Origin of the sequence: Streptomyces sp. NPDC092952, from assembly GCF_044754785.1 — a bacterium.
Taxonomy (GTDB): Bacteria; Actinomycetota; Actinomycetes; order Streptomycetales; family Streptomycetaceae; genus Streptomyces.
Genome location: NZ_JBIVPT010000003.1, coordinates 111,416 through 135,200, shown reverse-complemented (window position 1 = coordinate 135,200; position 23,785 = coordinate 111,416). Strand labels below are relative to the sequence as shown.

Genomic DNA, 23,785 nt, shown 5'->3' with positions numbered 1-23,785 from the left:
GTCAGTCGGCGATGAGTCCTTCCCGCAACTGGGCGAGCGTACGGGTCAGCAGGCGCGAGACGTGCATCTGCGAGATGCCGACCTCCTCGCCGATCTGGGACTGGGTCATGTTGGCGAAGAAGCGCAGCATGATGATCTGGCGCTCGCGCGGCGGCAGCTTGGCCAGCAGCGGCTTGAGCGACTCGCGGTACTCGACGCCCTCCAGGGCCGAGTCCTCGTACCCGAGCCGGTCCGCGAGGGAGCCCTCGCCGCCGTCGTCCTCGGGGGAGGGCGAGTCCAGCGAGGAGGCGGTGTACGCGTTGCCGACGGCGAGCCCGTCGACCACGTCCTCCTCGGAGACGCCGAGCGCCTTCGCCAGCTCGGGGACGGTCGGCGACCGGTCCAGCTTCTGCGCGAGCTCGTCGCTGGCCTTCGTCAGCGCCAACCGCAGCTCCTGGAGCCGGCGCGGCACCCGCACCGACCAGGAGGTGTCGCGGAAGAATCTCTTGATCTCCCCGACGACGGTCGGCATCGCGAAGGTCGGGAACTCCACGCCCCGCTCGCAGTCGAACCGGTCGATGGCCTTGATCAGGCCGATCGTGCCGACCTGGACGATGTCCTCCATCGGCTCGTTGCGGCTGCGGAACCGGGCCGCCGCGTACCGCACCAGCGGGAGGTTCAGCTCGATGAGTGTGTCCCGTACGTAGGCGCGCTCCGGGCTGTCCGTGCCGTCCGGGGACGGTCCGAGGGCGGCGAGCCGCAGGAACAGGGAGCGGGACAGCGTGCGGGTGTCGATGGCTTCCGGCGAGCTGGTGAGCACTGCGGGTGCCGGTTCGCTCTTCGTGAGCGTGAGCACCTTCGAGCTGCCCTGTTCTGCGGACATGCCACCCCCTTGAGGTCGCGGACGGTCGCGTCGAGCCGCGACCATCGGAGGAACGCAGCCTCCACCTGAATACCGGAGGCGGGGCCACGGCAAACGCGGTTTCCGCAGAATGTCACATGTCGGCAACACGCTGTAGTGACATGTCGACAAGTCTTTGTGACATAAGCGCAGTTAACGAGGGGTGTAGGCCATTCGGGCCCCGGAAAACGGACTTCGCGTGCTGTACCCGATCCGGTTACGCGTCGATCCTGTTTGCGGACCTGAGCCGGGCGAAGCTGCGGGCGAGCAGTCGGGACACGTGCATCTGGGAGACGCCCAGTTCGGCACTGATCTGGGACTGCGTCAGGTTGCTGTAGTAGCGCAGCAGCAGGATGCGCTGTTCGCGTTCGGGCAACTGTACGAGCAGATGCCGGACGAGGTCGCGGTGCTCGACCCCGGCGAGCGCCGGGTCCTCGTACCCGAGCCGGTCGAGCAGTCCGGGCAGCCCGTCGCCCTCCTGGGCGGCCTCCAGTGAGGTCGCGTGGTACGAGCGCCCCGCCTCGATGCAGGCCAGCACCTCGTCCTCGGAGATCCTCAGCCGCTCGGCGATCTCGGCGGTGGTGGGCGAACGGCCGTGAGCGGTCGTCAGGTCCTCGGTGGCTCCGGTGACCTGGACCCAGAGTTCGTGCAGCCGCCGGGGGACGTGGACGGTCCGTACGTTGTCCCGGAAGTATCGTTTGATCTCCCCGACGACGGTCGGCATCGCGAAGGTCGGAAACTGGACACCGCGCTCGGGGTCGAACCGGTCGATCGCGTTGATCAACCCGATCGTGCCGACCTGGACGACGTCCTCCATCGGCTCGTTGCGGCTGCGGAACCGCGCGGCGGCGTACCGCACCAGCGGCAGGTTCGCCTCGATCAGCGCCGCCCGCACCCGGCCGTGCTCGGGGGTTCCCGGTTCGAGGTTCTTGAGCTCGCCGAAGAGGACCTGGGTGAGCGCCCGGGTGTCCGCCCCCCGGCTCCGGGCGGCCTGCGCGGGCCCCGCCGAACCGCCGGATTCAGCCGGACCGGGCTGCCCCGCCGGGGCGGCGGGATTCGGCTGGCCGGCAGGGCTCGGCTGACCGGACTCCTGACCGGGTTGGCCTGACTGGGGAGGCACTTGAGGCGCTGCACTGGCCGGCACGATGACGCCACCCCTTTGCGGTCAACTCCATCAATTCATCCATCAAAAGCGGTCATAGCATCACAAGACATGTCCACTGTGTGCAAGCACCGTATAGCGTCGTGTTGGGTTCAACATGGTTTAAAAAACCGAAAAAGCCCCTCACCATGGTGGTGAGGGGCTCGAAGGCGGTCCGGACCGAAAGGGGAAACCGGTCCGAATGAATCAGAACGGGTAGTCGGCGATCACCCAGGTGGCGAATTCGCGCCACTGGCCGGCGGCGGCCTGGTGGGCGGGGTGCTCGATGTAGCGCTTCAGCGCGTCCTGGTCGGCGACCGCGGAGTTGATGGCGAAGTCGTAGGCGATCGGCCGGTCCGTGATGTTCCAGGCGCACTCCCAGAACTCCAGCTCCGGGATCTTCCCCTCCAGCTCCTGGAAGGCCTTGGCCCCGGCCACGACCCGCGGGTCGTCCCGCTCGACGCCGTCGTTCAGCTTGAACAGGACCAGATGGCGGATCACGGCCTACTCCTTCTCCCGCTGCGCTGCTTCTCTACTTCACGAGCTCCGACATGAAGGAACCGACGCCCTTCGCGGCGCTCGCAATGCCCTCGAACCCTACCTGCACGAGGTCCGCCGCACGCTCAGGGGCAGTGATGATCGTGTACAGGACAAAGATGACTATGATGTAGAGAGCTATCTTTCTCGCTTGCGCCATCAGCCCCTGCCTCCCCTTCGGCCGTCCGTCGATCTCCTGCGCAGTCGGTGAGTCTATCCGCACGTATGGCCGGATCCCTTGGGGCACCGTGACCTCTCACGGCACTTTTAAGGACCAAGGACCCACCGATCAAGGCCCTTCGCCCGCCCACCCGGCCCCCGCGGAGGAGCAGGATGGACGGTGAGCCCGGCGGATGAGGCAGGAATCCAAAGGGCGCAGGAACGGCCCCTCACTGTGGGGCCCTCCCGCGGTCCACCCCCCCCGTACCGCGCCGAGGGCTTGAGGCCCCGTTCCCACCGGGGGAAGCGGCTTGTCCCCCCGATGCCGCTTCCCCCGACCTGCACCTCCCGTCCCGCACCGGCCCTGCGCGAGCCCGCGCGAGCGATCGGGCACGCCACGGATCGCCGGTCGCGACGGCATCCGATCCGGAAGATCCCCGCACGCGCGGGGACGACACTTCCCGACCTGGGCGTCTACGTCGCGGAGGGCCTGATGTCATTCGACGGGTCCGAGTCGGGCAACGCCCGGCGGACGGTCCTGTCGGCGGCCACCGCGCAGACCGCGAAGGTCACTCCGAGCAGGCCGAAGACGACGGCCAGGTTGCCCTTGGCCTGGACGGACGACTGGCGGGCCGCGATCTCCCGTTCCCAGGTGACCGTGTCCTTCTGCATGGTCGACTGGTGCTTGAAGTAGCAGCTCATGAAGAGCTGGTCGGGTGCGGTTTCCGCCTTGGTCTCGCAGTCGGCGTCCTCAAGGAGTTTCACCTCGTTGCTGAACTCGTCCAGCGGTTGACCGGAGACCTGGGAGGCCGCGCTCAGCGCGACCGCCGACAGGATCACTGCCGTCGCGACGCTGAGCATGGCCAGGACGATACAGAAGACGGATCCGGCGCTGCGCCCTTGGGATGACATGGCGGGAGGCTAGCCGTACGCGTCAACTCACGTCACTGCGGGGGGACTTGGTGGTCCGGCGGCGGCACGTCCCGGCTCGCGTAGTACGCGCGGAGGGCGGCTTCGGCGCCGGAGCCGAGGGCGGTCTGGATGCGCTGGTAGCGGGGGGAGCGGAGGTCGCCGGCGACGATGAGGCGGGGGTGCTGGGCGGTCGGCGGGCAGTAGCCGGTGGGGGCGGGGCGGAGGTCGCCGGGCGGGGGTGCGGGGGCGTTGCCGATGCTCAGGTAGGTGGCGTCGGCCGTGAGGCGGTGGGGGTTTCCGTTCCGGTCCAGGGTCTCGGCCGTTGCCGGGAGGCGCAGGGTGAGGTGGGCCACGGGGTGCAGGGCGACGCGGGGGTCGTCGCGGATCTCCTCGACCTTGTAGTCGTCGCTCGCCGGGTACGCGACCAGGAGGCGGGTCCGCGTACGCGGGTGGGCGCGCAGGAACGTACCGATCAGGCGGTCGCCGCCGAGGACCAGGAGGGTGCGGCCCTCGGCGTCCGCCGCTCCGGCGCGCCAGAGCGGGGGCAGCGGAGGCGTTGCCGGTGGGGCGACGGTGATCCAGGGGGTGTCGTGCGGCTGGACCGGGCCCACCCCGGTGGCGACGACGGCGTACGGGGCGGTCAGGCGGCGGCCGTCGTCGAGGGTGGCGGCCGCGTGGTCGTCGTACGCGTGCAACTCGGTCACCCGGCTGCCGAGTTCGGTCCGGCAGAGCGGGGTGCCGGTCAGCAGCTCGTCGGTGATGGCGGTGGCCAGGGAGACGCCGTCGGTGTGCCCGCCCAGGACGTTGTTCAGGGCCGGGATCCGGTACAGGTTGCGGCAGAGCGCGTCCGGCTCGACCAGGATCGACCGCATGCCCACGCCCGCCGCCGTACGGGCCGCCGCGCAGCCGGCCGGTCCTCCGCCGACGACGAGGAGGTCGGTGTCGAAGGCGTGGCGCGGGGAGGGCATGGGGCCATTCCAGCACCTGGGGCGGCCGGGCGGTACGTCATCCGGTCGGGCGGCCCGCCGGTCCGTACCCACGGGCACCGGCCGCGCCGGGACGCGCGCGGCCGGGCCGTCGTGAGGAGGAGTCAGGCGGTTCCGAGGGCGGGGGCGGTGGTGCTCTCCGGGGTCGTCGCGGACTTCCTGGCGCGGCGGTCGGCGGCGAGGACGAGTACGAGCCCGGCCAGCACCCAGCAGGCGAGGACCGCGATCGGGCCGGCGGCTCCGGTGCCGTCGAAGTAGGCGTTGGCGCGCAGGAGGCTGCCGGAGGCGCCCGGGGGCAGGAGCTGGCCGACCGTGCTCCAGCCGTCGGGCAGCCAGTGGGCGCCGGTGGCCATGCCGGAGAGCGGGTTGCCCACGATCATCACGAGGGCCATGCCCGCCCCGAGGCCGGCGAAGCCGAACAGGGACTCCAGGCCGAGAAGGGGTATGGCCAGGGCCGCCATGCTCAGCGACATGCCGAGGGCGGTGAGCCAGTAGGAGCCGTCGACGGTGCCGAAGCCGAACTGGAGGACGGCGGTCATCGCGAACCCGGCGGCCAGGGCGAAGAGCAGGGCGCCGGTGACGCGGGTGCGCAGGCCGGAGTGGCCGGGGAACAGCTTGAGCAGGGCGATGGCGGGCATGCTGCCGCCGATGATCATCGGCAGGGCGGCGGCGGTCAGCCCGGCGCCCCGGGAATCGTCCTCCGGGAACGGGACCACGTCATGGACGGTGACCCGGGCGTGCTGGCCGGTGGCGAGCACGCTGCCCATGCTGTTGATGGCGGCGGCGGTCTGGGCCCCTGCGGCGCTGGCGCTGTAGACGGTCACCGAGCCCTGGCCCAGCGCGAAGCCGCCGGAGATCTCGCGTTCCTCGACCGCCCGGGTCAGGGTCTTCGCGTCGGGGTACGCGGTGACGTCCCAGGCCCCGTCGCCGTGCTCGCCGATCGAGCTCCGCAGGGCGTCGGTGGCGGCCTTCGGGCCGGTGACGCCGATGGGCACGTGGTGGGGGCCGCTGTTGATGGCGGGCAGCCCGAAGGCCAGGAACATCACGGTCAGGACCGCCGTGAGACCGACGATCACCACCGCCAGTTTCTTCAGCACCGTCCGGTTCGACGGGGTGGCGCCGTCCGGCTCAGTGGCTCCGGAGGCTCCGGTGCCGACGGGACGGCTGTCCGTGGGCGGGGAAGTGGGCATGGCGGATTCCATTTCGGTGCGGGGGAACGCGGAACGGCGGGTCCGTAGCGGCTGGGCCTTCGCGGGAGACGGCGTGCGAGGCGCGGTGCGCGGGACGCGGCACGGCAGGGGTACGGAGGCGGAGGCGAGCTCCGGCCGTCCCGGCTCACCATACAACTCAGCAAGCGATTAGTTAATCGTTTGCTGAGTTGTATGCTGGGGGCCATGACCGCAGAGCCCGTCACCGCCCCTGATCAACGGCACGCCGGTGGGCGACGCCCCGGGGAGAACACCACCCGGGCGGAGATCCTGGCCGCAGCCCGTACCTGCTTCGCGGAACGGGGGTACGACGCGACGAGCGTGCGCCGCATCGCGGACGCGGCGGGAGTGGACCAGTCGCTCGTCCACCACTTCTACAAGACCAAGGAGAACCTGTTCCTCAGCGCTCTCGAGGTGCCCGTCAAGATGCCCGACGCCATCGCCGGGGCGGTGCCGGGAGACCGGGCCGGCCTCGGCGAGCGCGTCGTGCGGGCGCACCTCGGGCTGTGGGCGGACCTCTCCGTGAGCCCGCAGATGCTGATCATGCTCCGCTCGGCCGCCATCAACTCGCAGGCGGGCGAAGTGCTGCGGGAGTTCGCGGCCGAATCCATGCGCGCTGCGCTGGCCGACGTGGTCACCGGGGAGACCGCCGGGCTGCGGGTCGTGCTGATCTCCTCCAGCCTCATGGGGCTGGCCATGGCCCGCTTCGTACTGGAGTTGGAGCCGGTGGCCTCCGCCTCGGTGGACGAGATCGCGGCCGAGTTGGGTCCGGCGCTCCAGACCTACTTCGATCCGCCGGACGAGCCCTGACCCGAGCCCTCCGTCCGGAGCGGGCCGGGGGTGCGGGGAGGGAAACTCGAAGGGCCCGACGCGATGCGTCGGGCCCTTCATCAAGAGCGGTAGCGGAGGGATTTGAACCCTCGGTGAGTTTCCCCACACTCGCTTTCGAGGCGAGCTCCTTCGGCCGCTCGGACACGCTACCGAGAGAGAGCTTAGACCATCGCGGGCCGGTAAAAGAAATCGGTTCTCAGCGGGTGCGGAAGAAGGCCGTCAGCAGGCTCGCGCACTCCGCTTCCAGCACGCCCTGGATCACTTCGGGCCGGTGGTTGAGACGGCGGTCGCGTACGAGGTCCCAGAGGGAGCCGGCCGCGCCCGCCTTCTCGTCGCGGGCCCCGTAGACCACCCGGTCCACCCGGGACTGGACCAGGGCGCCCGCGCACATCGTGCAGGGTTCCAGGGTGACCACCAGGGTGCATCCGGTGAGGCGCCACTCGCCGAGGGACGCGGCGGCCCGGCGCAGGGCGAGGACCTCGGCGTGCGCGGTCGGGTCGCCGGTGGCCTCGCGTTCGTTGTGGCCCGTGGCGAGCAGGGCGCCGTCCGGTCCGAGGACGACGGCGCCGACCGGCACATCGCCGGCCCGCGCCGCCAGATCGGCCTCGGCCAGGGCGCGGCGCATGTGCGCCCGCCACGGGTCTCTCACGGGGTCGTACGGTTCGCGCGCTTCGTGCGGGTGGTGCGGGTGGTGCGGGTGCGGTGGTTCACTCACCCGCGGACCTTAACGGACGGTCTCCAGGACCTCGGCCGCGCCCAGCGCTTCCGCGATCTCCGCCAGGACGTCCGTGCGCAGCATCAGGAGCTCGGCCTCGGGGAGCCCGAGGTCGGCCAGGACGAGGGTGTCGCCGAGCGGGCCCGCCGGTACGGCGTCGGCGTCGGCGCCGTATCCGTCGTCCGGGTCGTCCGGGTCGTCCGAGTCGGTGTCGGTGTCGGAGCCGGTGTCGGTATCGGTGTCGGAGTTGTTGTCGGGGTTCGTGTCCGGTTCGCCGTCCTCCGTGCCGTCGAGGCCGACGAGCTCTTCGAGGGCGGCGATCGTGTCCTCGGCCCCGGGTTCGCGGCCGAGCAGTTCGTCGGTGAGCAGGATCTCCCCGTACGAGGAACGGGCGGCGGCGGTGGCGTCCGAGACGAAGATCCGGGGGTCGTCCTCGCCATCCACCCGGACGACGCCGAACCAGGCGTCCTCCTGCTCGATGAAGACGAGCACCGTGTCCTCGTCCACCGAGGCGTCACGGGCCAGATCAGTCAGGTCGGACAGGGTTTCCACATCGTCGAGTTCCGTGTCGCTCGCTTCCCACCCGTCTTCGGTGCGCGCGAGCAGTGCGGCGAAGTACACCGTGACTCTCCCACTGGTCATAGGGGCGTCGGTCCGGCGGGAGGGCATCCGGTGGCCCGGCTGTCCTGAGTCCCGCCCAATCGGAATCGTGGCAGAAACTAGGCGTTCGGGAGAGGAGTTCGGCCGTTGCGTCGGCCATCAGTTCTCCTGGACGCGGCCAGCAGAGGGACGCCGGGCACCGTACGGTCACCGGTGGGGCACCGTGCGGCCACCGGTGCGACGCCGCGCGGCTACCAGCGGAAGGTACGCATGCGCATCGCCTGGCGCATCCGGGCCGCCCGCGCGCGCCGGGGCTGGACGCGGTCGCGGAGCGCCTTCGCCTCGTGGAGCTCGCGCAGGAACTGGGCGCGGCGCCGACGCCGGGCCGCGGCGCTCTCCTCGGGGCCGTCGGCGTCGTCGGGGTCCCTGGGGGCCTCGGGACCCGGAAGCTCCCGCGAGCCCGGCGGGTCCTGCGCGTCCGGCTGGGTCCGCCTTCGCTTCCGCTTGTCGCCGTCCGGCATCGATCCATCACCCCAAGGCTGGGTCCGTATGCCCCCACCTTCCCCCCGAACATGCGGTTGATGCCAGCGCACGGGTGCGAGAGGCCCGGTTACTGTTGAGTCCATGCGGATCCACGTCGTCGACCATCCACTGGTCGCGCACAAACTCACCACCCTGCGCGACAGGCGCACCGACTCGCCGACGTTCCGGCGCCTCGCCGACGAGCTGGTCACCCTGCTCGCCTACGAAGCCACCCGGGACGTGCGTACCGAACAGGTCGACATCGAGACCCCGGTCACGACCACGACCGGCGTGAAGCTCTCGTACCCGCGACCCCTGGTCGTGCCGATCCTGCGGGCCGGTCTGGGCATGCTCGACGGCATGGTGCGGCTGCTGCCCACCGCCGAGGTCGGCTTCCTGGGCATGATCCGCAACGAGGAGACGCTCAAGGCCGAGACGTACGCCACCCGGATGCCGGAGGACCTCTCGGGCCGCCAGGTGTACGTCCTGGACCCGATGCTGGCCACCGGCGGCACGCTGGTCGCGGCCATCCGCGAGCTGATCGAGCGCGGTGCGGACGACGTCACCGCGGTCGTGCTCCTCGCGGCGCCGGAGGGTGTCGAGGTCATGGAGCGCGAGCTGGCCGGTACGCCGGTGACGGTGGTGACCGCCTCGATCGACGAGCGGCTCAACGAGAACGGCTACATCGTGCCGGGCCTCGGTGACGCGGGCGACCGGATGTACGGCACGGTCGACTAGGGGGTGTCTGATGAATGAGTGCGGGTGACGCCGCAGGCATGTGTCAGACATCCCCTGGAGACTCCTGCGACGTGTGCGGCTGCCGGGACCGGCCCGGCAGCCGTCAGCAGGACGGGGCGGGGGCCGGCTTCGCCAGCTCGGCGAGGGCCGCGGCCGCCGCCTTCGGCGTGTCGAACGCCGTGAACTTCTTGCCGAGGATCAGATCGACGTCCGCCGTCTTGCGGGCGTCGGTCTTCGGTGTGGCACCGTGCAGCTGCGTTCCGAGCACCGGGAACGAGTCGTTGGTGGCCGAGGGGGCGCCCAGCAGCACACCGGGACCGGGGACCTTCTTGTCGTACTCGGCCGGGGCGTTGCCCACCTTGCCGATGGCGAAACCGCGCTTCTTCAGCTCGTCGGCGGCCTGCTTCGCGAGCCCGCTGCGGGTCGTCGCGTTGTAGACGTTGACGGTGATCTTCGAGGGCTTCGGCAGTGCCTTCGCGTGGGCGGTGGAGGTGGACGGCCGGGCGGTCGGGCAGTCCGTCTTGTGGTCCGCGGCGTCGGCCTTCCGGTCGCCGCCGGTGAAGACGTCGATGAGCTGCATCGTGCCCCAGCCGGCCAGCCCGAGGGCGGCCACGGAGGCGGTGGCGGCCAGGATCAGTCTGCCGCGGCCTCGGGGGCGGCGCATCCGTGGGTAGGTGTTTCCGGTGATGCGGTACTTTCCGCCCATGCCGGGGGGAGTGAGCATGCTCATGGGCGCAGCGTAGTGCGGCTCGGTGATGATGCCTACTAAATGATCAACGGATCGCACCCGTCCGGGTGTGAATGCACCCGAACGAACCCCGGGGCGGCCTGCGGGCCGTACAGGGGCTCGCCCGCTCCCGGGCCGCGGGGGCGGGGCCGCTTCGGTCAGCCGAGTTCGAGCACCCGGGCGTGCAGGACCTGACGCTGCTGAAGCGCGGCGCGGACCGCGCGGTGCAGCCCGTCCTCCAGGTAGAGGTCGCCCTGCCACTTCACGACGTGCGCGAACAGGTCGCCGTAGAACGTCGAGTCCTCGGCGAGGAGGGTTTCGAGGTCCAGGTTGCCCTTGGTGGTCACCAGCTGATCGAGGCGGACCGGGCGCGGCGCGACGTCCGCCCACTGCCGGGTGCTTTCCCGGCCGTGGTCGGGATAAGGCCGCCCATTTCCGATGCGCTTGAAGATCACACGGAAAGCCTACCGGGCAAGAGCCTCCGGGCGCAGCCATGGGCCCGGACTGCGATGCTGGCGAGAACGCCACAAATGCAGGCATTCCGGAATGGGGCCCTGATGAGTGACAGCGATGGCGCGAACGGCGGTACGGGCAACGGTCCGGGGCCGGACGCCGGTTCTGGGGCTGGTCCGGGGCCCGGCCGGGGCGCGTCCGACGGCGTGCCGCCGGACGGGGCCGGGGGCGCCGGGGGAGATACGGGCGAACGGGTGGGTGAACGTGCGGGCCCGGGCGCGCCGCGGCCCACGGGCGCGGGCGTACGGGATGCGGGCGCCGGATCCGGGGCCGGTACGGGCGCGGGGGACGGGGGCGGAAGCGGCGGCGGTGACGGGAGTGGTGGCGGGGACGGGAGTGCAGTGCTGCCGGAGCCGGTGCGGGGGATCGTCGCGGGGTACGCCGTCGCCGGGGCCGGGCTCGACCTGGGCGCGCTGCTCTGGGACGGGGACTGTCTGCCCGCCGCGCGGATCCGGATTCCGCTGGCGATGCTCAACCGGCACGGACTCGTCGCGGGCGCCACGGGGACCGGCAAGACCAAGACGCTCCAGCTGATCGCCGAGCAGCTCTCGGCCGAGGGCGTGCCCGTCTTCCTCGCCGACATGAAGGGCGACCTCTCGGGCATCGCCGCCCCGGGCACACCGGGCGAGAAGGTCGGACAACGGGCGGCCCAGGTGGGACAGGAGTGGCGGCCGGAGGGCTTCCCCTGCGCGTTCTACGCGCTCGGCGGCATCGGCCCCGGCATTCCGCTCCGGGCCACGGTCACCAGCTTCGGCCCCGTACTCCTCGCCAAGGTGCTGCGGCTCAACCGGACGCAGGAGGAGTCGCTGGGCCTGATCTTCCATTACGCCGACGCCAAGGGGCTGGAGTTGGTGGATCTGAAGGATCTCCGGGCGGTGGTCGCGTTTCTCGTGTCGGACACCGGAAAGGCGGAACTCAAGGAGATCGGCGGACTTTCCCCGTCCACCGCAGGAGTGATCCTCCGAGCGTTGACCGCACTCGAACAGCAGGGCGCCGGTGATTTTTTCGGGGAACCGGAATTCGATACGACGGAGTTCCTGCGGCAGGCACCGGACGGGCGCGGGATCGTCTCCGTACTGGAATTGGCGGCGGTGCAGGACCGGCCGCAGCTCTTCTCCACCTTTCTGATGTGGCTGCTTGCCGATCTCTTCCATGATCTTCCGGAGGTCGGCGATCTCGACCGGCCGAAGCTGGTCTTCTTCTTCGACGAGGCGCATCTGCTCTTCGACGGGGCCTCGGCGGCCTTTCTGGAATCGATCACCCGGACCGTGCGGCTGATCCGTTCCAAGGGCGTGGGCGTCTTCTTCGTCACGCAGACACCGCGCGACGTGCCTCCGGAGGTGCTCGGGCAGCTCGGGAACCGGGTGCAGCACGCGCTGCGCGCCTTCACCCCGGACGACGCGAAGGCGCTGCGGGCGACGGTGAAGACCTTCCCGAAGTCGCCGTACGACCTGGAGGAGGTGCTGACCGGGCTGGGCACCGGCGAGGCCGTGGTGACGGTGCTGAGCGAGAGCGGCGCGCCGACGCCGGTCGCCGCCGTCCGGCTGCGGGCGCCGGGCTCCCTGATGGGGCCGTACCCGGCGGCCGAGCTGGACGCGGCGGTGCGGGCCTCGCCGCTGTACGGGCGGTACGCGCAGGCGGTGGACCGGGAGTCGGCGTACGAGAGGCTGAGCGCTCCTCCCGCGGGGGACGGCCGGGAGGGCAGGGAGGCCGAGCGGCGGGAGGCCGGGACGGCGGCGCGGGGGAGGGCCGCAGAGGAGGACACCTCGCTGGTCGAGCAGGTGGTGTCGAGCGGGATGTTCCGGTCGCTGGCCCGCTCCGTGGGGACGCAGCTCGGGCGGGAGATCTCGCGGTCGCTCTTCGGTACGGCCCGGCGCAGGCGGTAGCGGCGGCCCTCACTTCCCGGCGGCGCGTTTGGCGGTCTTGGCCGCCTGCTTGAGGTGCTGCTTGTAGGCGCGCACCTCGGCGAGCGACTCCGGGCCGGTGATGTCGGCGACCGAGCGGTGCGAGCCGGCCTCCCCGTACGGGCCCGCCGCCTCGCGCCAGCCCTTGGGCCGTACGCCGAACTGCTTGCCGAGGAGGGCCAGGAAGATCTGCGCCTTCTGGGTGCCGAAGCCGGGCAGCGCGTTCAGCCGCTCGAGCAGGTCGGCCCCGTCGGACGCGCCCGTTCACACCGCGCTCGCGTCGCCGTCGTACTCCGCGACCAGGTACTGGCACAGCTGCTGGACCCGCTTGGCCATGGAGCCGGGGTAGCGGTGCAGGGCGGGCTTGGTGGTGAAGAGTTCGGCGAACGCCTCGGGGTCCCGGGCGGCGATCTCATGGGCGTCCAGATCGTCCCGGCCCATCCGTTGGGCCAGGGAGTACGGGCCGCTGAATGCCCACTCCATCGGCACCTGCTGGTCCAGCAACATGCCCACCAGTGCGGCGAGCGGGCTGCGGGAGAGGAGTGCGTCGGCCTCCGGCTCCTGGGCGATCCGCAGGGTGGCGTGCGGCGGCCGGTCCTTGTCGCTCCGGGTCATGCTCCGATCATCGCGACGACGGTGCGGCCCGGCCACTTCACCGGTGGCCGGTGCGCCCGTTCGCCGTACGGGCGGGCCGGGCACGGCCCGGACGGGTGCCCGAACGGGCAGGACCGGCTGCCCCCGGCCGGCGGGGTCCGGGCTGGACGGGGCACGGGCGGCGTCGTGATGGTGGAGCGGTGAGGCCATCATGACGCGCTCCCGGCCGGGGCGCGGGCAGGGGAGATGACGATGCACGCACAGGAATGGGACCAGGAGCACGACCACGACCACGCGGGGCACGACCACGGGCACGACGAGTCCGTGCCTGCCGCGCGGACCCCCGAGGTGCGGGAGGCCGCGGACACCGGGCGGCTCTACCGCGCGGCGGCGGCCGGACGGGCCGACGTGGTCGGTGCCGGCGGCATGGGTGTGCTCCAGCGGTCGGTCGGCAACAGCGCCGTGGGGGCGATGCTCCAGCGCAAGAAGGCGGCCGGGGAGGAGCCCGGGGCGGAGGAGCGCTCCCCCGTGCACGACGTGGTCTCCTCGGGCGGCGGGGCGCCGCTGGACACCGACACCAGGGCCGACATGGAGGCCAGGATGGGCGCGGACTTCTCCGACGTACGCGTCCACACCGACTCCGCCGCCCACGACTCCGCGAAGGGCGTCGGGGCACACGCGTACACGGTCGGCAACAACGTGGTCTTCCAGCGGGACGCCTACGACCCCGCCTCGCCGCAGGGGCGCACCACCCTGGCCCATGAGCTGACCCATGTGATCCAGCAGCGCAACGGCCCGGTGGACGGTACGGAGACGGCGGGCGGCATCCGGGTCAGCGACCCGTCCGACCGGTTCGAGCGGGAGGCCGTCGCCAACGCGGACCGGGTGCTGGCGGACCCGGCCCCGGCGCCCGCCACGGAGACCCCCGCGCCCGCACCGGCTTCCGCCGCGGGTCCGGCGGCCGTGCAGCGGGCCGCGACGGAGGACGAGGACGAGCAGCCTGCCGACGTGCAGGGCTCCTTCGTGCAGCGGGCGAAGGAGGGCGGCGAGGAGGAGGAAGAGGCCCCGGCCGAGTGAGCCGGAGCCTCTTGTCCCTTGGTTCCTTGCCGCTTGCTTCCGTGCCCCTGGCCTCTGGCCCCTTGCTCCTTGTCGCCGGTCGCTCGGAGGAGCTGGTGGGGCCGGCCGGTCTCAGTCCGCCGCGTTCGTCTTCATCGTCCCGCCGAGGAGGAGCGACTCCGAACACCGCGAGGGCGTGGGCGCGTTCACCGGCTTTCCGATCTTGTGGCAGTCGACGGTCATGGTGACCTTGCCGCCGGCGGGCACCATGATCGGCGTGACGAAGTGGTAGTCGGAGTCCCGGAAGTTCTCCATCGCCAGCCGGAACAGGGGCGCGCCCCGGCCCGCCGAGATCTCCAGCGTCCCCGCGTCGCCCTGCGGGTTCTGGACCACGATGTCGGTCAGCTCGAAGGTGTGCCCGCTGGGCACCTGGAGCGCGGTCCCGGTGTTCGGGCCGCCGCCCACCGAGTCCCTGACCTGCACCTGGGCGCTGGTCGGGGTGGTGGCTCCGGCGCCGGACGAGGCGCCGGAGCTCGGTGAGGGGCTCGGCTTCGGCGAGCCGCCGTTCGCCCCGGAGGAGTCGCCGCCGCCCGAGGCACCCGCCGATCCGCCCTTCTCGGGGGCCTTGCTCTTGTCGGCCGCGGCGGCGGACCGTACCGCCTCCGGGGTGACCGCCTCCCGGGCCGCCGACTTCACGGCCGGGCGCAGCAGCGCGTACCAGAGTCCCGCCAGCGCGATCAGCAGCACGGCGGCCAGGATCAGGGCCCGGGGCAGCCAGCGCGGCAGGATGGGTTCCTGCTGGTAGACGCCGTCCACGACGACCGGTGCGACCGGGGCCTGGTCCTCGCCGACCTCCGGGGTGGCGACCAGCTGGAAGGGGTGCGTGACCGGGATGCCGCGCCATACGCGCTTGGCGGGGCGTATCCGTACCCTGCCGAAGTCCGCCCGGCCGGGCTCGATCAGCAGGGACTCCGCCGTGAACGAGACCCGGGCCCGCTCGGTGCCGGACTGGGCTCCCAGCCGGACGGTGAGCGGGGCGTTGCCCCGGTTGTCGACGGCGAGCTGATGCCGTCCGCCCCAGGCGCCGTGCGAGCTGCGCGGTACGAGTTCGGCGGTCGTCTCGACGAAGGGGAGCACGGTGACCCGCCCCTCGGGCACCACCGCGTCGCCCTGTTCGCTGGTGGGGACCACCCGGATGCCGAAGGTCGTCTCCCCCGCGGGCACGGTCGAGTCCCTGGGCGGTCGCAGCTTGAGGGAGACGGTCCGGGAGTCGCCCGGGTACAGCGAGAGCGTGGCCGGCTCCACCGTCGACCAGGCGGCACAGGCACCGAGCACCTCGAAGCGGTACTCCTCCACGGTGCTGCCGGAGTTGAGGATCCGCAGGGGGAGAGTGGTCTCCTCGCCCGGTGCGGCCGTGACGGATGCCTCGTCGAGGCTTGCCGTGAGACTCATAGGGCGCACCGTAGGTTCGGTTCCGGTCGTCGGCATCGGCTGTGAAGGAACACATTCGGGCAGATTCCGTGCCCGGATCGGCTTTCTTGTTTCCCTCTAAGGAAAGGCGGGCATCTTTTGACCGCCTCAGGCGAATGAGGCAGACGAAACAGCCGTGTTGGTTGTGTTCGACGTGATGCCATCGGCTGTTGCCCAGGGGGAGCATTGCCATGGATCGCACCACTGTCGCGTTAAGAGCCCAGGACCCGATCTCGCAGGCGGGCGTGGCCAGTCAATTACGTACGCGTCCCGAGGTCAGCGTGGTGGAGTGGGGGGAAGGGGAGTCCTCTCCGCAGATTGTGATCGTCGTCGTGGACGCGGTCGACGAAGCGGTGCTGACGATGCTGCGGCATATTCAGCGCACCAGCACCTCGCGCACCGTTCTGGTGACCACGGACATCGACGAACAGAAGCTGGTGAGCGCCGCGGAGTGCGGTGTCGCCGGAGTGGTCAGGCGTTCCGAATCGACGCCGGAGCATCTGGTGCAGGTGATCGGCACGGTGGCGCGGGGCGAGGGGCATCTCCCGTCCGACCTGCTGGGGCGGCTGCTGGAGGAGGTCGGACGCCTCCAGGGACAGGTGCTCGGCCCGCGCGGGCTGCACTTCACGGGGCTCGCGGCCCGCGAGGTGGATGTGCTGAGGCTGGTCGCGGAGGGGTACGACACCGCGGACATCGCCACGAAGCTCTCGTACTCCGAACGCACCATCAAGAACGTGCTGCACTCGGTGATGACCCGGCTGCAACTGCGGAACCGCTCGCACGCGGTGGCGTACGCGATGCGGCAGGGGCTGATCTGAGCCGACCCGGCCCGGACTGACTTGGACAGCCCTTAGGCCTGATTCGGCCTGATTCGGCCTGGCCCGGCCTGGCTCGGCCTGGCTCGACCCGGCCCGGCGGTGTTCCTCCGGGGCTCTGTGCCCTTTCGGGCAGTGGGGGCTTCCCGGGGGTGTGACTTCCGGACCGCTGCGCCTCGCCCGTCCGCGCGGGACCCTGACGCCCGGTGTGCCGACCGGCGTCCGGTGCGTCGGGTCGGGCGAGGACGGGGAGGCTTCCGTGCGCTGGTTACAGCCGCTTCGGCGGACGTCGCGGTCACGGGCGGGTAGGCGGTGGCCGGGCGGGCGGGCGTCCGGGCGGCGCCGGACACTCGCCGCGCTCCGGGTCCCGGCGCTCGCGCTGCTGCTCGTGGCCACCGGCATCGCGCCCGGTTCGGCCGTCACCGCCGGGGCGCCGTCGGTCGACGTGCCCGAACCCTGGGTCACACCGGCCGAGTTCACCGACGCGGTCGACCCGGGCGGCTCCACCGGTGTGGACAAGCAGGTGCGTACGCCGGTGATCCCGCCGAGGCCGGACGTGGTGCTGTTGGTGGACGGCACCGGCAGCATGGATACGCCGATCCAGCGGGTGAAGGAGCGTATCCCCGAGATCACCAAGGCGATCCGTGACGAACAGCCCGAGTCCCGCTTCGCCGTGGCCACCTTCGGTGACCAGCAGGTCGACCCCGACGCGGGCTTCAAGGTGCTCCAAGGGCTGACGTACGACCTGGGAGAGGTGCAGACCGGCGTCAACCAGCTCACGTCGGACATGGGTGGCTACAGCTTGGGCCCGCCCGAGGACTGGCTGTACGCCCTGTGGAAGCTGGCCAACGGAGGCGATGGGAAGACCGTGTTCCGCCCCGACTCCAGCCCGGTCGTCGTGCTGGTCGGTGATGCCTCCAGCCATGACCCCAGCAACTACAAGGTGAGCTTCAGCGACGCGCAGTTCGCCCTTCAGGACGCCGGGGCGCGGTTGATCGCGGTGGGGCTGAACAGCGTTCTCGGCGACGGCCTCAACGGCAATGGCCAGATACCCGGTTATGAGAAAGACAAGAAGCACGAGCCGGACCAGGCACGGCGGATGGCGGCCGCCACCAACGGGCGAATGGTGGATGGCATCGAGGGCGACGACACCGTCGACGCCATCATCGAGGGTTTCCGCAACCTCCCCACCAGCGTCGGCTACCGCCTCGACAACTGCGACCCGCACCTCTCCGTCAGCCTCGATCCGCCGACCCGGCAGCTCACCAGCGGCGAGACCGCGCACTTCGCGGAGAACATCGACGTCTCCGCCGACGCGCCCCAGGGCACCAGACTGAGCTGCACCGTGCAGTTCCTGATGGGGACGCAGGCCCCGGGAGCGGAGGCGATCGGGCCGGCCGCGGCCGCCGACCCGGACTTCCAGGAGCAGATCAACATCGACGTGAACGACATCGCCGCCCCCGTCGTCACCGTCGACGACCTGACCGTCCGCGCCGAGGACAAGGGCGGCGCCCACGTCACGTACACCGCGACCGCCGAGGACGCCACCGACGGCGCGCTCCCGGTGACCTGCGAGCCCGCCTCCGGTTCGCTCTTCCCGGTCGGCGTCACGACGGTGACCTGCACGGCGACCGACTCGGCGGGCAACACGGGCACGGACAGTGCCCGGATCGAGGTCCTGGAACCCCCCGTCCCGCCCTCGGCGGACCTGGCGGTGAAGGCCGACGTCAGCCCCGACCGGACGTACACCGGGCGCCAGGCCCATGCCCGCTTCACCATCACCAACGCGGGTCCGGACCCGGCGACGGGCGTGGTCCTCGGCACCACCTGGCCGAAGACCGCCAAGGCGGAGGACCGTACTCTGCCCGCGCTGACCCGCTGCACGGCGGCGAAGCCCTGCACGGTGCCGTCCGGCGGCCGTATCGAGGTGACCCAGAACGCCACGTACCGCGCGGCGGTCACCGGGGACGTACGGGCCACTGTGCGCGGCACGCTGCCGGACCGCCGTACGACCAACAACCAGGACACCGACCGGCTCCGCGTCCTGAAGCCCTCGCTGACCGTCACCCCGCAGGTCGCCAAACCGGGGCAGCCGGTGCTGGCCCGGGGCAAGGACTATCCGCCGGGGGCGACGGTACGTTTCACGTGGAACATCGGCATCACACCCGGTGGAACCACGGCCGTGGTGGGCCGTGACGGCACCTTCGAGGTGCAGGTCCTGGTCCTGCGCAAGGACAAGCTGGGGCCGCGCGTCCTGCGAGTGGACTCGCGCGACCTGGCCCGGCTCCAGAAACCGGTCCTGGTGGTGCAGCGGAACCTCCAGCCGCCGGACTTCGCGGGCCGCGCATGAGCGCCGCCGACCGCACGGGGGTGACCGGGTGATCCACGAAGTCGATGACGTGCTGCGCGCCCTGATCAGGGCGGAAGTGCTTGGCGGCGGCCAGATCGCGGTCGTCTTCGACGCCCCGACCCGGGAGTGGGCGGCGAAGGTCAACGCGCCGATGGTCAATCTGTACCTGTACGACATCCGTGAGGACATGCGCAGACGCGAGCGTGGTCTGCACAACGACTACGACGAACGGGGCACGATCGTCGCGCGGCGCCGCCCGCCCCGGTTCTTCAAGCTGTCGTACCTGATCACGGCGTGGACCAAGCGCCCGGAGGACGAACACCGGCTGCTCTCGTCCCTGCTGGGCTGCCTGCTGCGGTACGAGGCGCTGCCGCCGGACCGGATGGCGGGCACCCTGGCGGAGATCGGGGCACCGGTGCCGATGTCGATCGCGCTGCCGCCGCCCGAGGACCGCTCGTTCGCGGACGTGTGGAGTGCGCTGGGCGGGGAGCTGAAACCCTCGCTCGACCTGGTCGTCAGCGTGCCCGTGACCGCGTCGCCGAGCTACGCGGTCGGGCCGCCGGTGGGCGACGAGGGGCTGGAGGCCCGGTTCGGGGACATGCCCGAGCGCGCCGAACCCGTCTCGGAACCGATGCCGGGGCGCGGCAGGCTCCCGGTGTACGGAGGGCGCCCGGGGCGGCCGTCCGGAACGCCCGCCGGGCGGGTCCCCGACGGGGAGCGACGGCGCGGGCTGTCCCTCCGCATCACGGAGACCCGGAGGGCGGGCAACGGACGCGCGGGGGCCGGGGCGGAGGCCGCGGGAACGGGGACTACGGAGGACAGTGCTGAATGACCACCGTGGGTGATCCGAACCTGCGCCATCTCCTCGCCCGCGCGGTGGCCGTGGAACAGCGCATCCGGCGGGCGGTCGAGGCCCGGCAGCTCACCGATCCGGAGCCGGACGACGCCTTCCGCGGCCTCTACCTCACGGACGAGAGCATCGCCCGGCTGCTGGACGAGTCCGGAGCCCGCGCATTCCCGGACCCGGTGCCCGTGCACGAAGCGGGCGACGGGGTGGGGGTGGGGCCGGGCGACGGGTCCGGGCCGGGGACGGGGCCGGAGTCCAGGCTGACCTCGCTGGCCGCCGAGTTCGGCCTGACCGATCTCGACGTCGAGATCCTGCTCATCACGCTCGTACCGGATCTCGACGACCGCTTCGAGGCGTTCTACGGCTACCTCAACGACGACGTCACCCGCCGCCGCCCCTCCATCGGCCTCGCCCTCGGCCTGTGCGGGCTGTCCCCCGCCGACCAGGAGGCGCGCGGCCGGCTCGCGGCCCGCGGACCGCTCCGCGAGGGCCGCCTGCTGCTCGTCGAGGACCTGGACCGGCCGTTCCTCAGCCGGGCGCTGCGGGTCCCCGACCGGGTCACCGCCCACCTGCTGGGCGACGACACCCCGGACCCGCGCCTCGCGGACCTGCTCGCCCCGTGGCACGCCGTGCCCGGCGTCGGCGACCCGGTCCCGCTCGCCGGGGCGTTCGCCCGCGGTGTCCCGCTCGCCTACCTCCGCGAGGACCAGGGCGGCGCCGGCACCGCCCTCGCGGCCTCCGCGCTGACCTGCGCGGGCCACCGGGTCCTCGGCCTGGACCTGGCCCGCCTCGCCGAGGACCCTGCCCCCGCCGAGGCCGTCCGCGCCCTGGTCCGGGAGGCCCGGCTGACCGGCGCGGGCCTGGTCTGCGCCCCGCTCGACGCCGTCGCCCGCGACCACCCCGGACTCCTGCGGCTGCTCACCGGCACCCCGGTCCCCACGGTCCTGGTGGGCCGGGCCCCCTGGGACGCGGCCTGGTCCGCCGCCCCTCCCCTGCTCCTGCACGCCCCGCGCGTCGAACCCGCCACCAGGGCGGCCCTCTGGACCGACGCGTACGACGCGCCCGTCCCCCCGGCCGTCGACGTGGACCGGCTGCTCTCGCCCTTCCTGCTCACCCCGGAACAGATCACCCGCGCCGCCCGGGGCGCCGCCCAGACCACCCACCTGGACGGCGGCACCCTCACCCCCGACCACGTACGCCAGGGCGCCCGCGCCCAGAACGCGGCGGGCCTGGACCGCCTGGCCCGCCGCATCGAACCCGCCGTCGGCTGGGACGACCTGGTGCTCCCGCCCGACACCCGTGCCCAGCTCCGCGAACTCACCGCCCGCGCCCGCCACCGCGACCGGGTCCTGGGGGAGTGGGGCATGAGACCGGGCGGCGGCCGGGGCCGCGGCGTCTCGGCGCTCTTCGCGGGCGACTCCGGCACCGGCAAGACGATGTCGGCCGAGGTCATCGCCGCCGACCTGGGCCTGGACCTCTACACCGTCGACCTCGCGACGGTCATCGACAAGTACGTGGGCGAGACCGAGAAGAACCTGGAACGGATCTTCTCCGAGGCGGCGGGCGTGAACGGCGTCCTCCTCTTCGACGAGGCGGACGCGATCTTCGGCAAGCGCTCGGACGTCAAGGACGCCCACGACCGCTACGCCAACGTCGAGAGCGCCTACCTCCTCCAGCGCATGGAGTCCTTCGACGGCCTGGCCATCCTCGCCACCAACCTCCGGGCCAACCTGGACGACGCCTTCACCCGCCGCCTGGACCTCGTCGTCGACTTCCCGGTCCCGGACCCCGAGCAGCGCCACGTCCTCTGGGAACGCTGCCTGGGCCCGCTGCTCCCCCGGGGTACCGACCTGGACCTGGCGTTCTGCGCGGAGAACTTCGAGCTGGCGGGCGGCAACATCCGCTCGATCGCGGTGACCGCCGCGTACCTGGCCGCGGACACCGGCGAACCGGTGACGATGCCCACCCTGATCCACGCCGTCCAGCGCGAATACCAGAAGCTGGGCCGGCTCACCCTGGCCTCGGAGTTCGGCCCGTACCTGGAGCTGCTGGCCTGAGAGCCGGTCGGCGCGGGCCCTATTGCGCGGGTGCGGAGTTGGCGCGACCGTGGTCCCGAACCGGTGAGCCGTTCCCTCCGTACCCGTACCTGTACGCACATCCGTACTGCCATGGGAGTCAGCGTGACCGCACTGCCCGTTCCGCCCCACGAGTTGCCCCACGAGCTGCACGGCGAGGGCCCGCACAAGGTGATCGCGGTGCACGGCTGGCTCGCCGACCGTTCCGCGTACGCCCCCGTGCTGCCCGACCTCGACCTCGGCTCGTTCACCTACGCCGTGGTGGACCTGCGCGGATACGGCGAGGCCCGCGGCGCGGACGGCGCGTACACCACGGCAGAGGGCGCCGGGGACGTGCTCGCGCTGGCCGACCGGCTCGGCTGGGAGCGGTTCTCGCTGATTGGCCACTCGATGGGCGGATCGGTCGTCCAGCGGGTGCTGGCCGCCGCTCCGGAGCGGGTGCGCAGGATCGTCGGGGTCTCGCCGGTCCCCGCCTCCGGGCTGCCGCTCCCGCCCGAGCAGTGGGAACTCTTCGCCGGGGCAGCCGACACCCCGGCCAACCGTCGGACCATCCTCGACACCACCACCGGTGGCCGCCGCCCGGCCGGCTGGTTGGACCGGATGGTGCGCCGTTCGGTGGAGTGCAGCGACGCGAAGGCGTTCCGGGCCTGGCTGGACTCCTGGGCGAACGAGGACTTCCACGACCGGATCGAGGGCTCGCCCGTACCGGCCCTCGCCGTGGCGGGTGCCCTGGACCCGGCGCTGTCGGCGGAGTTGCAGCGGGCCACCTGGATGCGCTGGTACCCGAAGGGCGAGCTGGTGGAGCTGCCGGGGTGCGGCCACTACGCGATGGACGAGACCCCGCTCGACCTGATCCGGGTGGTGGAGGACTTCCTGCGGGCGGACGCGTGAGCGGTTCCGTGCCCGCCGCCGCCCCGCAGGTCTTCGACCCGAGGCTGTACGGGCAGGGCGTCCCGCACGACCGCTACCGCGTCCTGCGCGACCACCACCCGGTGGCGTGGCAGGAGGAGCCGGAGGTGCTCGGCTGGCCGGAGGGACCCGGCTTCTGGGCAGTCAGCAGACACGCGGACGTGGTGCGGGTGCTGAAGGACTCCGCGACGTTCTCCTCGTACCTGGGCGCCACCCAGATCCGCGACCCGGACCCCGCCGACCTGCCGTTCATCCGCCGCATGATGCTCAACCAGGACCCGCCGCACCACCGCCGCCTGCGCACCCTGGTCAGCCGTGCCTTCACCCCGAAGCGCGTCGACCACTTCGCAACGGTCGTACGCGAACGGGCCCGTACCCTCCTCACCCGCGCGGTCGCCGAGGCACGGGCGGGCGACGGCACCTGCGACCTCGTCGCCCACGTCACCGACGACTACGCGCTGCTCAACCTCACCGATCTGCTCGGCGTACCGGACACCGACCGCGCGCTCCTGCTCCACTGGACGCAACGCGTCATCGGCTACCAGGACCCCGACGAGGCCGGCACGCCGCCCCTCGGCCCGGACGGGAAACCGGTCAACCCCCGCTCCCCGTCGGCCCTGCGCGACATGTTCGACTACGCCCACGCCCTGGCCGCCCACAAACGCCGTCACCCGGCCGACGACGTGATGACGGCCCTGGCCACGGATCCCGAACTCACCGCGCTCGAACTGGAGATGTTCTTCTTCCTCCTGGTCGTCGCGGGCAACGACACGGTACGCAGCGCGGCCCCCGGCGGCCTGAGCCTGCTGGCGGAACACCCGGACGAGTACCGCCGCCTGTGCGAGGGCGAGGCGGGGACGGCGACGGCCGTGGACGAACTCCTCCGCCGCCATCCCCCGGTCCTCACCTTCCGCCGCACGGCCACCCAGGACACGGAGCTGTCCGGCACCCGCATCCGCGCCGGCGACAAGGTGGTAGTCCTCCACGCCTCCGCCAACCACGACGAACGCGTCTTCCCGTCCCCCTTCACCCTGGACCTCACCCGCACCCCCAACCCTCACGTCTCCTTCGGCGACGGCCCGCATGTCTGCCTGGGCGCGCATTTTGCGCGCTTGCAGCTGAGCGCTCTGTACGAGGAGGTGTGCCGGGTCCTGCCTCCGGGGCGACTCCAACTCGCAGCCCCGCCCAGGTGGTTGGTGTCGAACTTCATCAACGGGGTGAAGTCGTTGCCGGTGCGGGTGCGTGGCAGCCAGCTCTGACTCGGTCAGGCGATTTGCGCACAGACGGTCATTAACT

23 protein-coding genes, 1 tRNA gene and 1 pseudogene are annotated in these 23,785 nt (G+C 71.8%); 10 read left to right on the top strand and 15 right to left on the bottom strand.

Annotated elements, in window-relative coordinates:
• Position 1: 1 nt before the first annotated feature.
• The 7 genes from ACIQGQ_RS08295 to ACIQGQ_RS08265 all read right to left on the bottom strand — a co-directional run bounded on the left by ACIQGQ_RS08295 (position 2) and on the right by ACIQGQ_RS08265 (position 5,805).
• Positions 2 to 862, bottom strand: a complete 861-nt coding sequence (locus ACIQGQ_RS08295; protein ID WP_376683013.1) for an RNA polymerase sigma factor SigF — start codon at positions 860 to 862, stop codon at positions 2 to 4.
• A 235-nt stretch (positions 863 to 1,097) separates the two neighbouring features.
• The gene (locus ACIQGQ_RS08290; RefSeq protein ID WP_402392256.1) at positions 1,098 to 2,024 is read right to left on the bottom strand and encodes a SigB/SigF/SigG family RNA polymerase sigma factor; all 927 of its coding nucleotides are present in this window, start codon (positions 2,022 to 2,024) and stop codon (positions 1,098 to 1,100) included.
• 204 nt (positions 2,025 to 2,228) lie between these two features.
• Entirely contained in the window at positions 2,229 to 2,522 is a 294-nt protein-coding gene (locus ACIQGQ_RS08285; protein ID WP_402392254.1) for a Dabb family protein, read from the bottom strand.
• A gap of 31 nt (positions 2,523 to 2,553) precedes the next feature.
• Positions 2,554 to 2,781: a hypothetical protein gene (locus tag ACIQGQ_RS08280; protein ID WP_402393467.1), complete on the bottom strand. Its 228-nt coding sequence runs from the start codon at positions 2,779 to 2,781 to the stop codon at positions 2,554 to 2,556.
• Positions 2,782 to 3,191: 410 nt separating this feature from the next.
• On the bottom strand, positions 3,192 to 3,629 hold the full coding sequence (locus tag ACIQGQ_RS08275) for a hypothetical protein (RefSeq protein ID WP_402392251.1): 438 nt from the start codon (positions 3,627 to 3,629) through the stop codon (positions 3,192 to 3,194).
• A gap of 32 nt (positions 3,630 to 3,661) precedes the next feature.
• Positions 3,662 to 4,597 (bottom strand): FAD-dependent oxidoreductase, encoded by a 936-nt coding sequence (locus ACIQGQ_RS08270; RefSeq protein ID WP_402392249.1) that lies wholly within the window; start codon positions 4,595 to 4,597, stop codon positions 3,662 to 3,664.
• Between the two features lie 122 nt (positions 4,598 to 4,719).
• Positions 4,720 to 5,805 (bottom strand): hypothetical protein, encoded by a 1,086-nt coding sequence (locus tag ACIQGQ_RS08265; protein WP_402392248.1) that lies wholly within the window; start codon positions 5,803 to 5,805, stop codon positions 4,720 to 4,722.
• Positions 5,806 to 6,009: 204 nt separating this feature from the next.
• Between ACIQGQ_RS08265 and ACIQGQ_RS08260 the strand changes: the two genes are divergently transcribed.
• Entirely contained in the window at positions 6,010 to 6,633 is a 624-nt protein-coding gene (locus tag ACIQGQ_RS08260) for a TetR family transcriptional regulator (protein WP_402392245.1), read from the top strand.
• Positions 6,634 to 6,720: 87 nt separating this feature from the next.
• Here the strand turns inward: ACIQGQ_RS08260 and ACIQGQ_RS08255 are convergent.
• The 4 genes from ACIQGQ_RS08255 to ACIQGQ_RS08240 form a co-directional block, all read right to left on the bottom strand.
• Positions 6,721 to 6,805: transfer RNA gene (locus ACIQGQ_RS08255), tRNA-Ser, on the bottom strand.
• Positions 6,806 to 6,850: 45 nt separating this feature from the next.
• Positions 6,851 to 7,279, bottom strand: coding sequence for a tRNA adenosine(34) deaminase TadA (gene tadA, locus ACIQGQ_RS08250; RefSeq protein ID WP_402393388.1), 429 nt, complete (start codon positions 7,277 to 7,279; stop codon positions 6,851 to 6,853).
• A gap of 99 nt (positions 7,280 to 7,378) precedes the next feature.
• On the bottom strand, positions 7,379 to 7,990 hold the full coding sequence (locus ACIQGQ_RS08245) for a hypothetical protein (protein WP_402393386.1): 612 nt from the start codon (positions 7,988 to 7,990) through the stop codon (positions 7,379 to 7,381).
• A 230-nt stretch (positions 7,991 to 8,220) separates the two neighbouring features.
• Complete coding sequence (locus ACIQGQ_RS08240; RefSeq protein ID WP_402392242.1) at positions 8,221 to 8,490, bottom strand: hypothetical protein; 270 nt, start codon at positions 8,488 to 8,490, stop codon at positions 8,221 to 8,223.
• Positions 8,491 to 8,593: 103 nt separating this feature from the next.
• On the opposite strand from ACIQGQ_RS08240, the gene upp reads away from it, so the two are divergent.
• The gene (gene upp / locus ACIQGQ_RS08235; RefSeq protein ID WP_366288271.1) at positions 8,594 to 9,229 is read left to right on the top strand and encodes a uracil phosphoribosyltransferase; all 636 of its coding nucleotides are present in this window, start codon (positions 8,594 to 8,596) and stop codon (positions 9,227 to 9,229) included.
• A gap of 103 nt (positions 9,230 to 9,332) precedes the next feature.
• On the opposite strand, the gene ACIQGQ_RS08230 is transcribed toward upp, so the two are convergent.
• Both ACIQGQ_RS08230 and ACIQGQ_RS08225 read right to left on the bottom strand, forming a co-directional pair.
• Complete coding sequence (locus tag ACIQGQ_RS08230; RefSeq protein ID WP_402393383.1) at positions 9,333 to 9,935, bottom strand: LytR C-terminal domain-containing protein; 603 nt, start codon at positions 9,933 to 9,935, stop codon at positions 9,333 to 9,335.
• A gap of 179 nt (positions 9,936 to 10,114) precedes the next feature.
• A complete protein-coding gene (locus ACIQGQ_RS08225; RefSeq protein ID WP_072488263.1) occupies positions 10,115 to 10,411 on the bottom strand; it encodes a type II toxin-antitoxin system VapB family antitoxin in 297 nt (98 codons plus the stop codon).
• Between the two features lie 399 nt (positions 10,412 to 10,810).
• On the opposite strand from ACIQGQ_RS08225, the gene ACIQGQ_RS08220 reads away from it, so the two are divergent.
• Positions 10,811 to 12,355: a helicase HerA-like domain-containing protein gene (locus ACIQGQ_RS08220; protein ID WP_402392239.1), complete on the top strand. Its 1,545-nt coding sequence runs from the start codon at positions 10,811 to 10,813 to the stop codon at positions 12,353 to 12,355.
• 9 nt (positions 12,356 to 12,364) lie between these two features.
• Here the strand turns inward: ACIQGQ_RS08220 and ACIQGQ_RS08215 are convergent.
• A pseudogene (locus ACIQGQ_RS08215) lies at positions 12,365 to 12,988 on the bottom strand (HhH-GPD-type base excision DNA repair protein).
• Positions 12,989 to 13,219: 231 nt separating this feature from the next.
• Here ACIQGQ_RS08215 and ACIQGQ_RS08210 point away from each other — a divergent pair.
• The gene (locus tag ACIQGQ_RS08210) at positions 13,220 to 14,044 is read left to right on the top strand and encodes a DUF4157 domain-containing protein (protein WP_402392236.1); all 825 of its coding nucleotides are present in this window, start codon (positions 13,220 to 13,222) and stop codon (positions 14,042 to 14,044) included.
• Between the two features lie 111 nt (positions 14,045 to 14,155).
• Here the strand turns inward: ACIQGQ_RS08210 and ACIQGQ_RS08205 are convergent, their stop codons facing one another.
• Positions 14,156 to 15,475, bottom strand: a complete 1,320-nt coding sequence (locus tag ACIQGQ_RS08205) for a hypothetical protein (protein WP_402392234.1) — start codon at positions 15,473 to 15,475, stop codon at positions 14,156 to 14,158.
• Between the two features lie 209 nt (positions 15,476 to 15,684).
• Here ACIQGQ_RS08205 and ACIQGQ_RS08200 point away from each other — a divergent pair, with 209 nt between their 5' ends.
• From ACIQGQ_RS08200 to ACIQGQ_RS08175, 6 genes are all read left to right on the top strand, one after another.
• Positions 15,685 to 16,311 carry a response regulator transcription factor gene (locus ACIQGQ_RS08200; RefSeq protein WP_352273936.1) on the top strand — a complete coding sequence of 209 codons (627 nt, stop codon included), beginning with the start codon at positions 15,685 to 15,687 and terminating at the stop codon, positions 16,309 to 16,311.
• 256 nt (positions 16,312 to 16,567) lie between these two features.
• Positions 16,568 to 18,658, top strand: a complete 2,091-nt coding sequence (locus ACIQGQ_RS08195) for a VWA domain-containing protein (protein ID WP_402392232.1) — start codon at positions 16,568 to 16,570, stop codon at positions 18,656 to 18,658.
• A 28-nt stretch (positions 18,659 to 18,686) separates the two neighbouring features.
• Positions 18,687 to 19,490 (top strand): DUF4255 domain-containing protein, encoded by an 804-nt coding sequence (locus ACIQGQ_RS08190; RefSeq protein ID WP_402392229.1) that lies wholly within the window; start codon positions 18,687 to 18,689, stop codon positions 19,488 to 19,490.
• Positions 19,487 to 21,562, top strand: coding sequence for an ATP-binding protein (locus ACIQGQ_RS08185; RefSeq protein WP_402392227.1), 2,076 nt, complete (start codon positions 19,487 to 19,489; stop codon positions 21,560 to 21,562). The genes ACIQGQ_RS08190 and ACIQGQ_RS08185 overlap by 4 nt, the downstream gene beginning before the upstream one ends.
• Before the next feature lie 132 nt (positions 21,563 to 21,694).
• Positions 21,695 to 22,471, top strand: coding sequence for an alpha/beta fold hydrolase (locus ACIQGQ_RS08180; protein WP_402393381.1), 777 nt, complete (start codon positions 21,695 to 21,697; stop codon positions 22,469 to 22,471).
• Positions 22,468 to 23,748 carry a cytochrome P450 gene (locus ACIQGQ_RS08175; protein ID WP_402392225.1) on the top strand — a complete coding sequence of 427 codons (1,281 nt, stop codon included), beginning with the start codon at positions 22,468 to 22,470 and terminating at the stop codon, positions 23,746 to 23,748. Before ACIQGQ_RS08180 ends, ACIQGQ_RS08175 begins: the two co-directional genes overlap by 4 nt.
• The last annotated feature ends 37 nt before the right edge of the window (positions 23,749 to 23,785 follow it).

What these genes read in the sequence shown, in the direction of transcription:
- ACIQGQ_RS08295 (WP_376683013.1), bottom strand. Translation starts at nt 862, where the DNA reads ATGTCCGCAGAACAGGGCAGCTCGAAGGTGCTCACGCTCACGAAGAGC.
- ACIQGQ_RS08275 (WP_402392251.1), bottom strand. Translation starts at nt 3,629, where the DNA reads ATGTCATCCCAAGGGCGCAGCGCCGGATCCGTCTTCTGTATCGTCCTG.
- ACIQGQ_RS08270 (WP_402392249.1), bottom strand. Translation starts at nt 4,597, where the DNA reads ATGCCCTCCCCGCGCCACGCCTTCGACACCGACCTCCTCGTCGTCGGC.
- ACIQGQ_RS08265 (WP_402392248.1), bottom strand. Translation starts at nt 5,805, where the DNA reads ATGCCCACTTCCCCGCCCACGGACAGCCGTCCCGTCGGCACCGGAGCC.
- ACIQGQ_RS08260 (WP_402392245.1), top strand. Translation starts at nt 6,010, where the DNA reads ATGACCGCAGAGCCCGTCACCGCCCCTGATCAACGGCACGCCGGTGGG.
- tadA (WP_402393388.1), bottom strand. Translation starts at nt 7,279, where the DNA reads ATGCGCCGCGCCCTGGCCGAGGCCGATCTGGCGGCGCGGGCCGGCGAT.
- ACIQGQ_RS08240 (WP_402392242.1), bottom strand. Translation starts at nt 8,490, where the DNA reads ATGCCGGACGGCGACAAGCGGAAGCGAAGGCGGACCCAGCCGGACGCG.
- upp (WP_366288271.1), top strand. Translation starts at nt 8,594, where the DNA reads ATGCGGATCCACGTCGTCGACCATCCACTGGTCGCGCACAAACTCACC.
- ACIQGQ_RS08230 (WP_402393383.1), bottom strand. Translation starts at nt 9,935, where the DNA reads ATGGGCGGAAAGTACCGCATCACCGGAAACACCTACCCACGGATGCGC.
- ACIQGQ_RS08210 (WP_402392236.1), top strand. Translation starts at nt 13,220, where the DNA reads ATGCACGCACAGGAATGGGACCAGGAGCACGACCACGACCACGCGGGG.
- ACIQGQ_RS08205 (WP_402392234.1), bottom strand. Translation starts at nt 15,475, where the DNA reads ATGAGTCTCACGGCAAGCCTCGACGAGGCATCCGTCACGGCCGCACCG.
- ACIQGQ_RS08200 (WP_352273936.1), top strand. Translation starts at nt 15,685, where the DNA reads ATGGATCGCACCACTGTCGCGTTAAGAGCCCAGGACCCGATCTCGCAG.
- ACIQGQ_RS08185 (WP_402392227.1), top strand. Translation starts at nt 19,487, where the DNA reads ATGACCACCGTGGGTGATCCGAACCTGCGCCATCTCCTCGCCCGCGCG.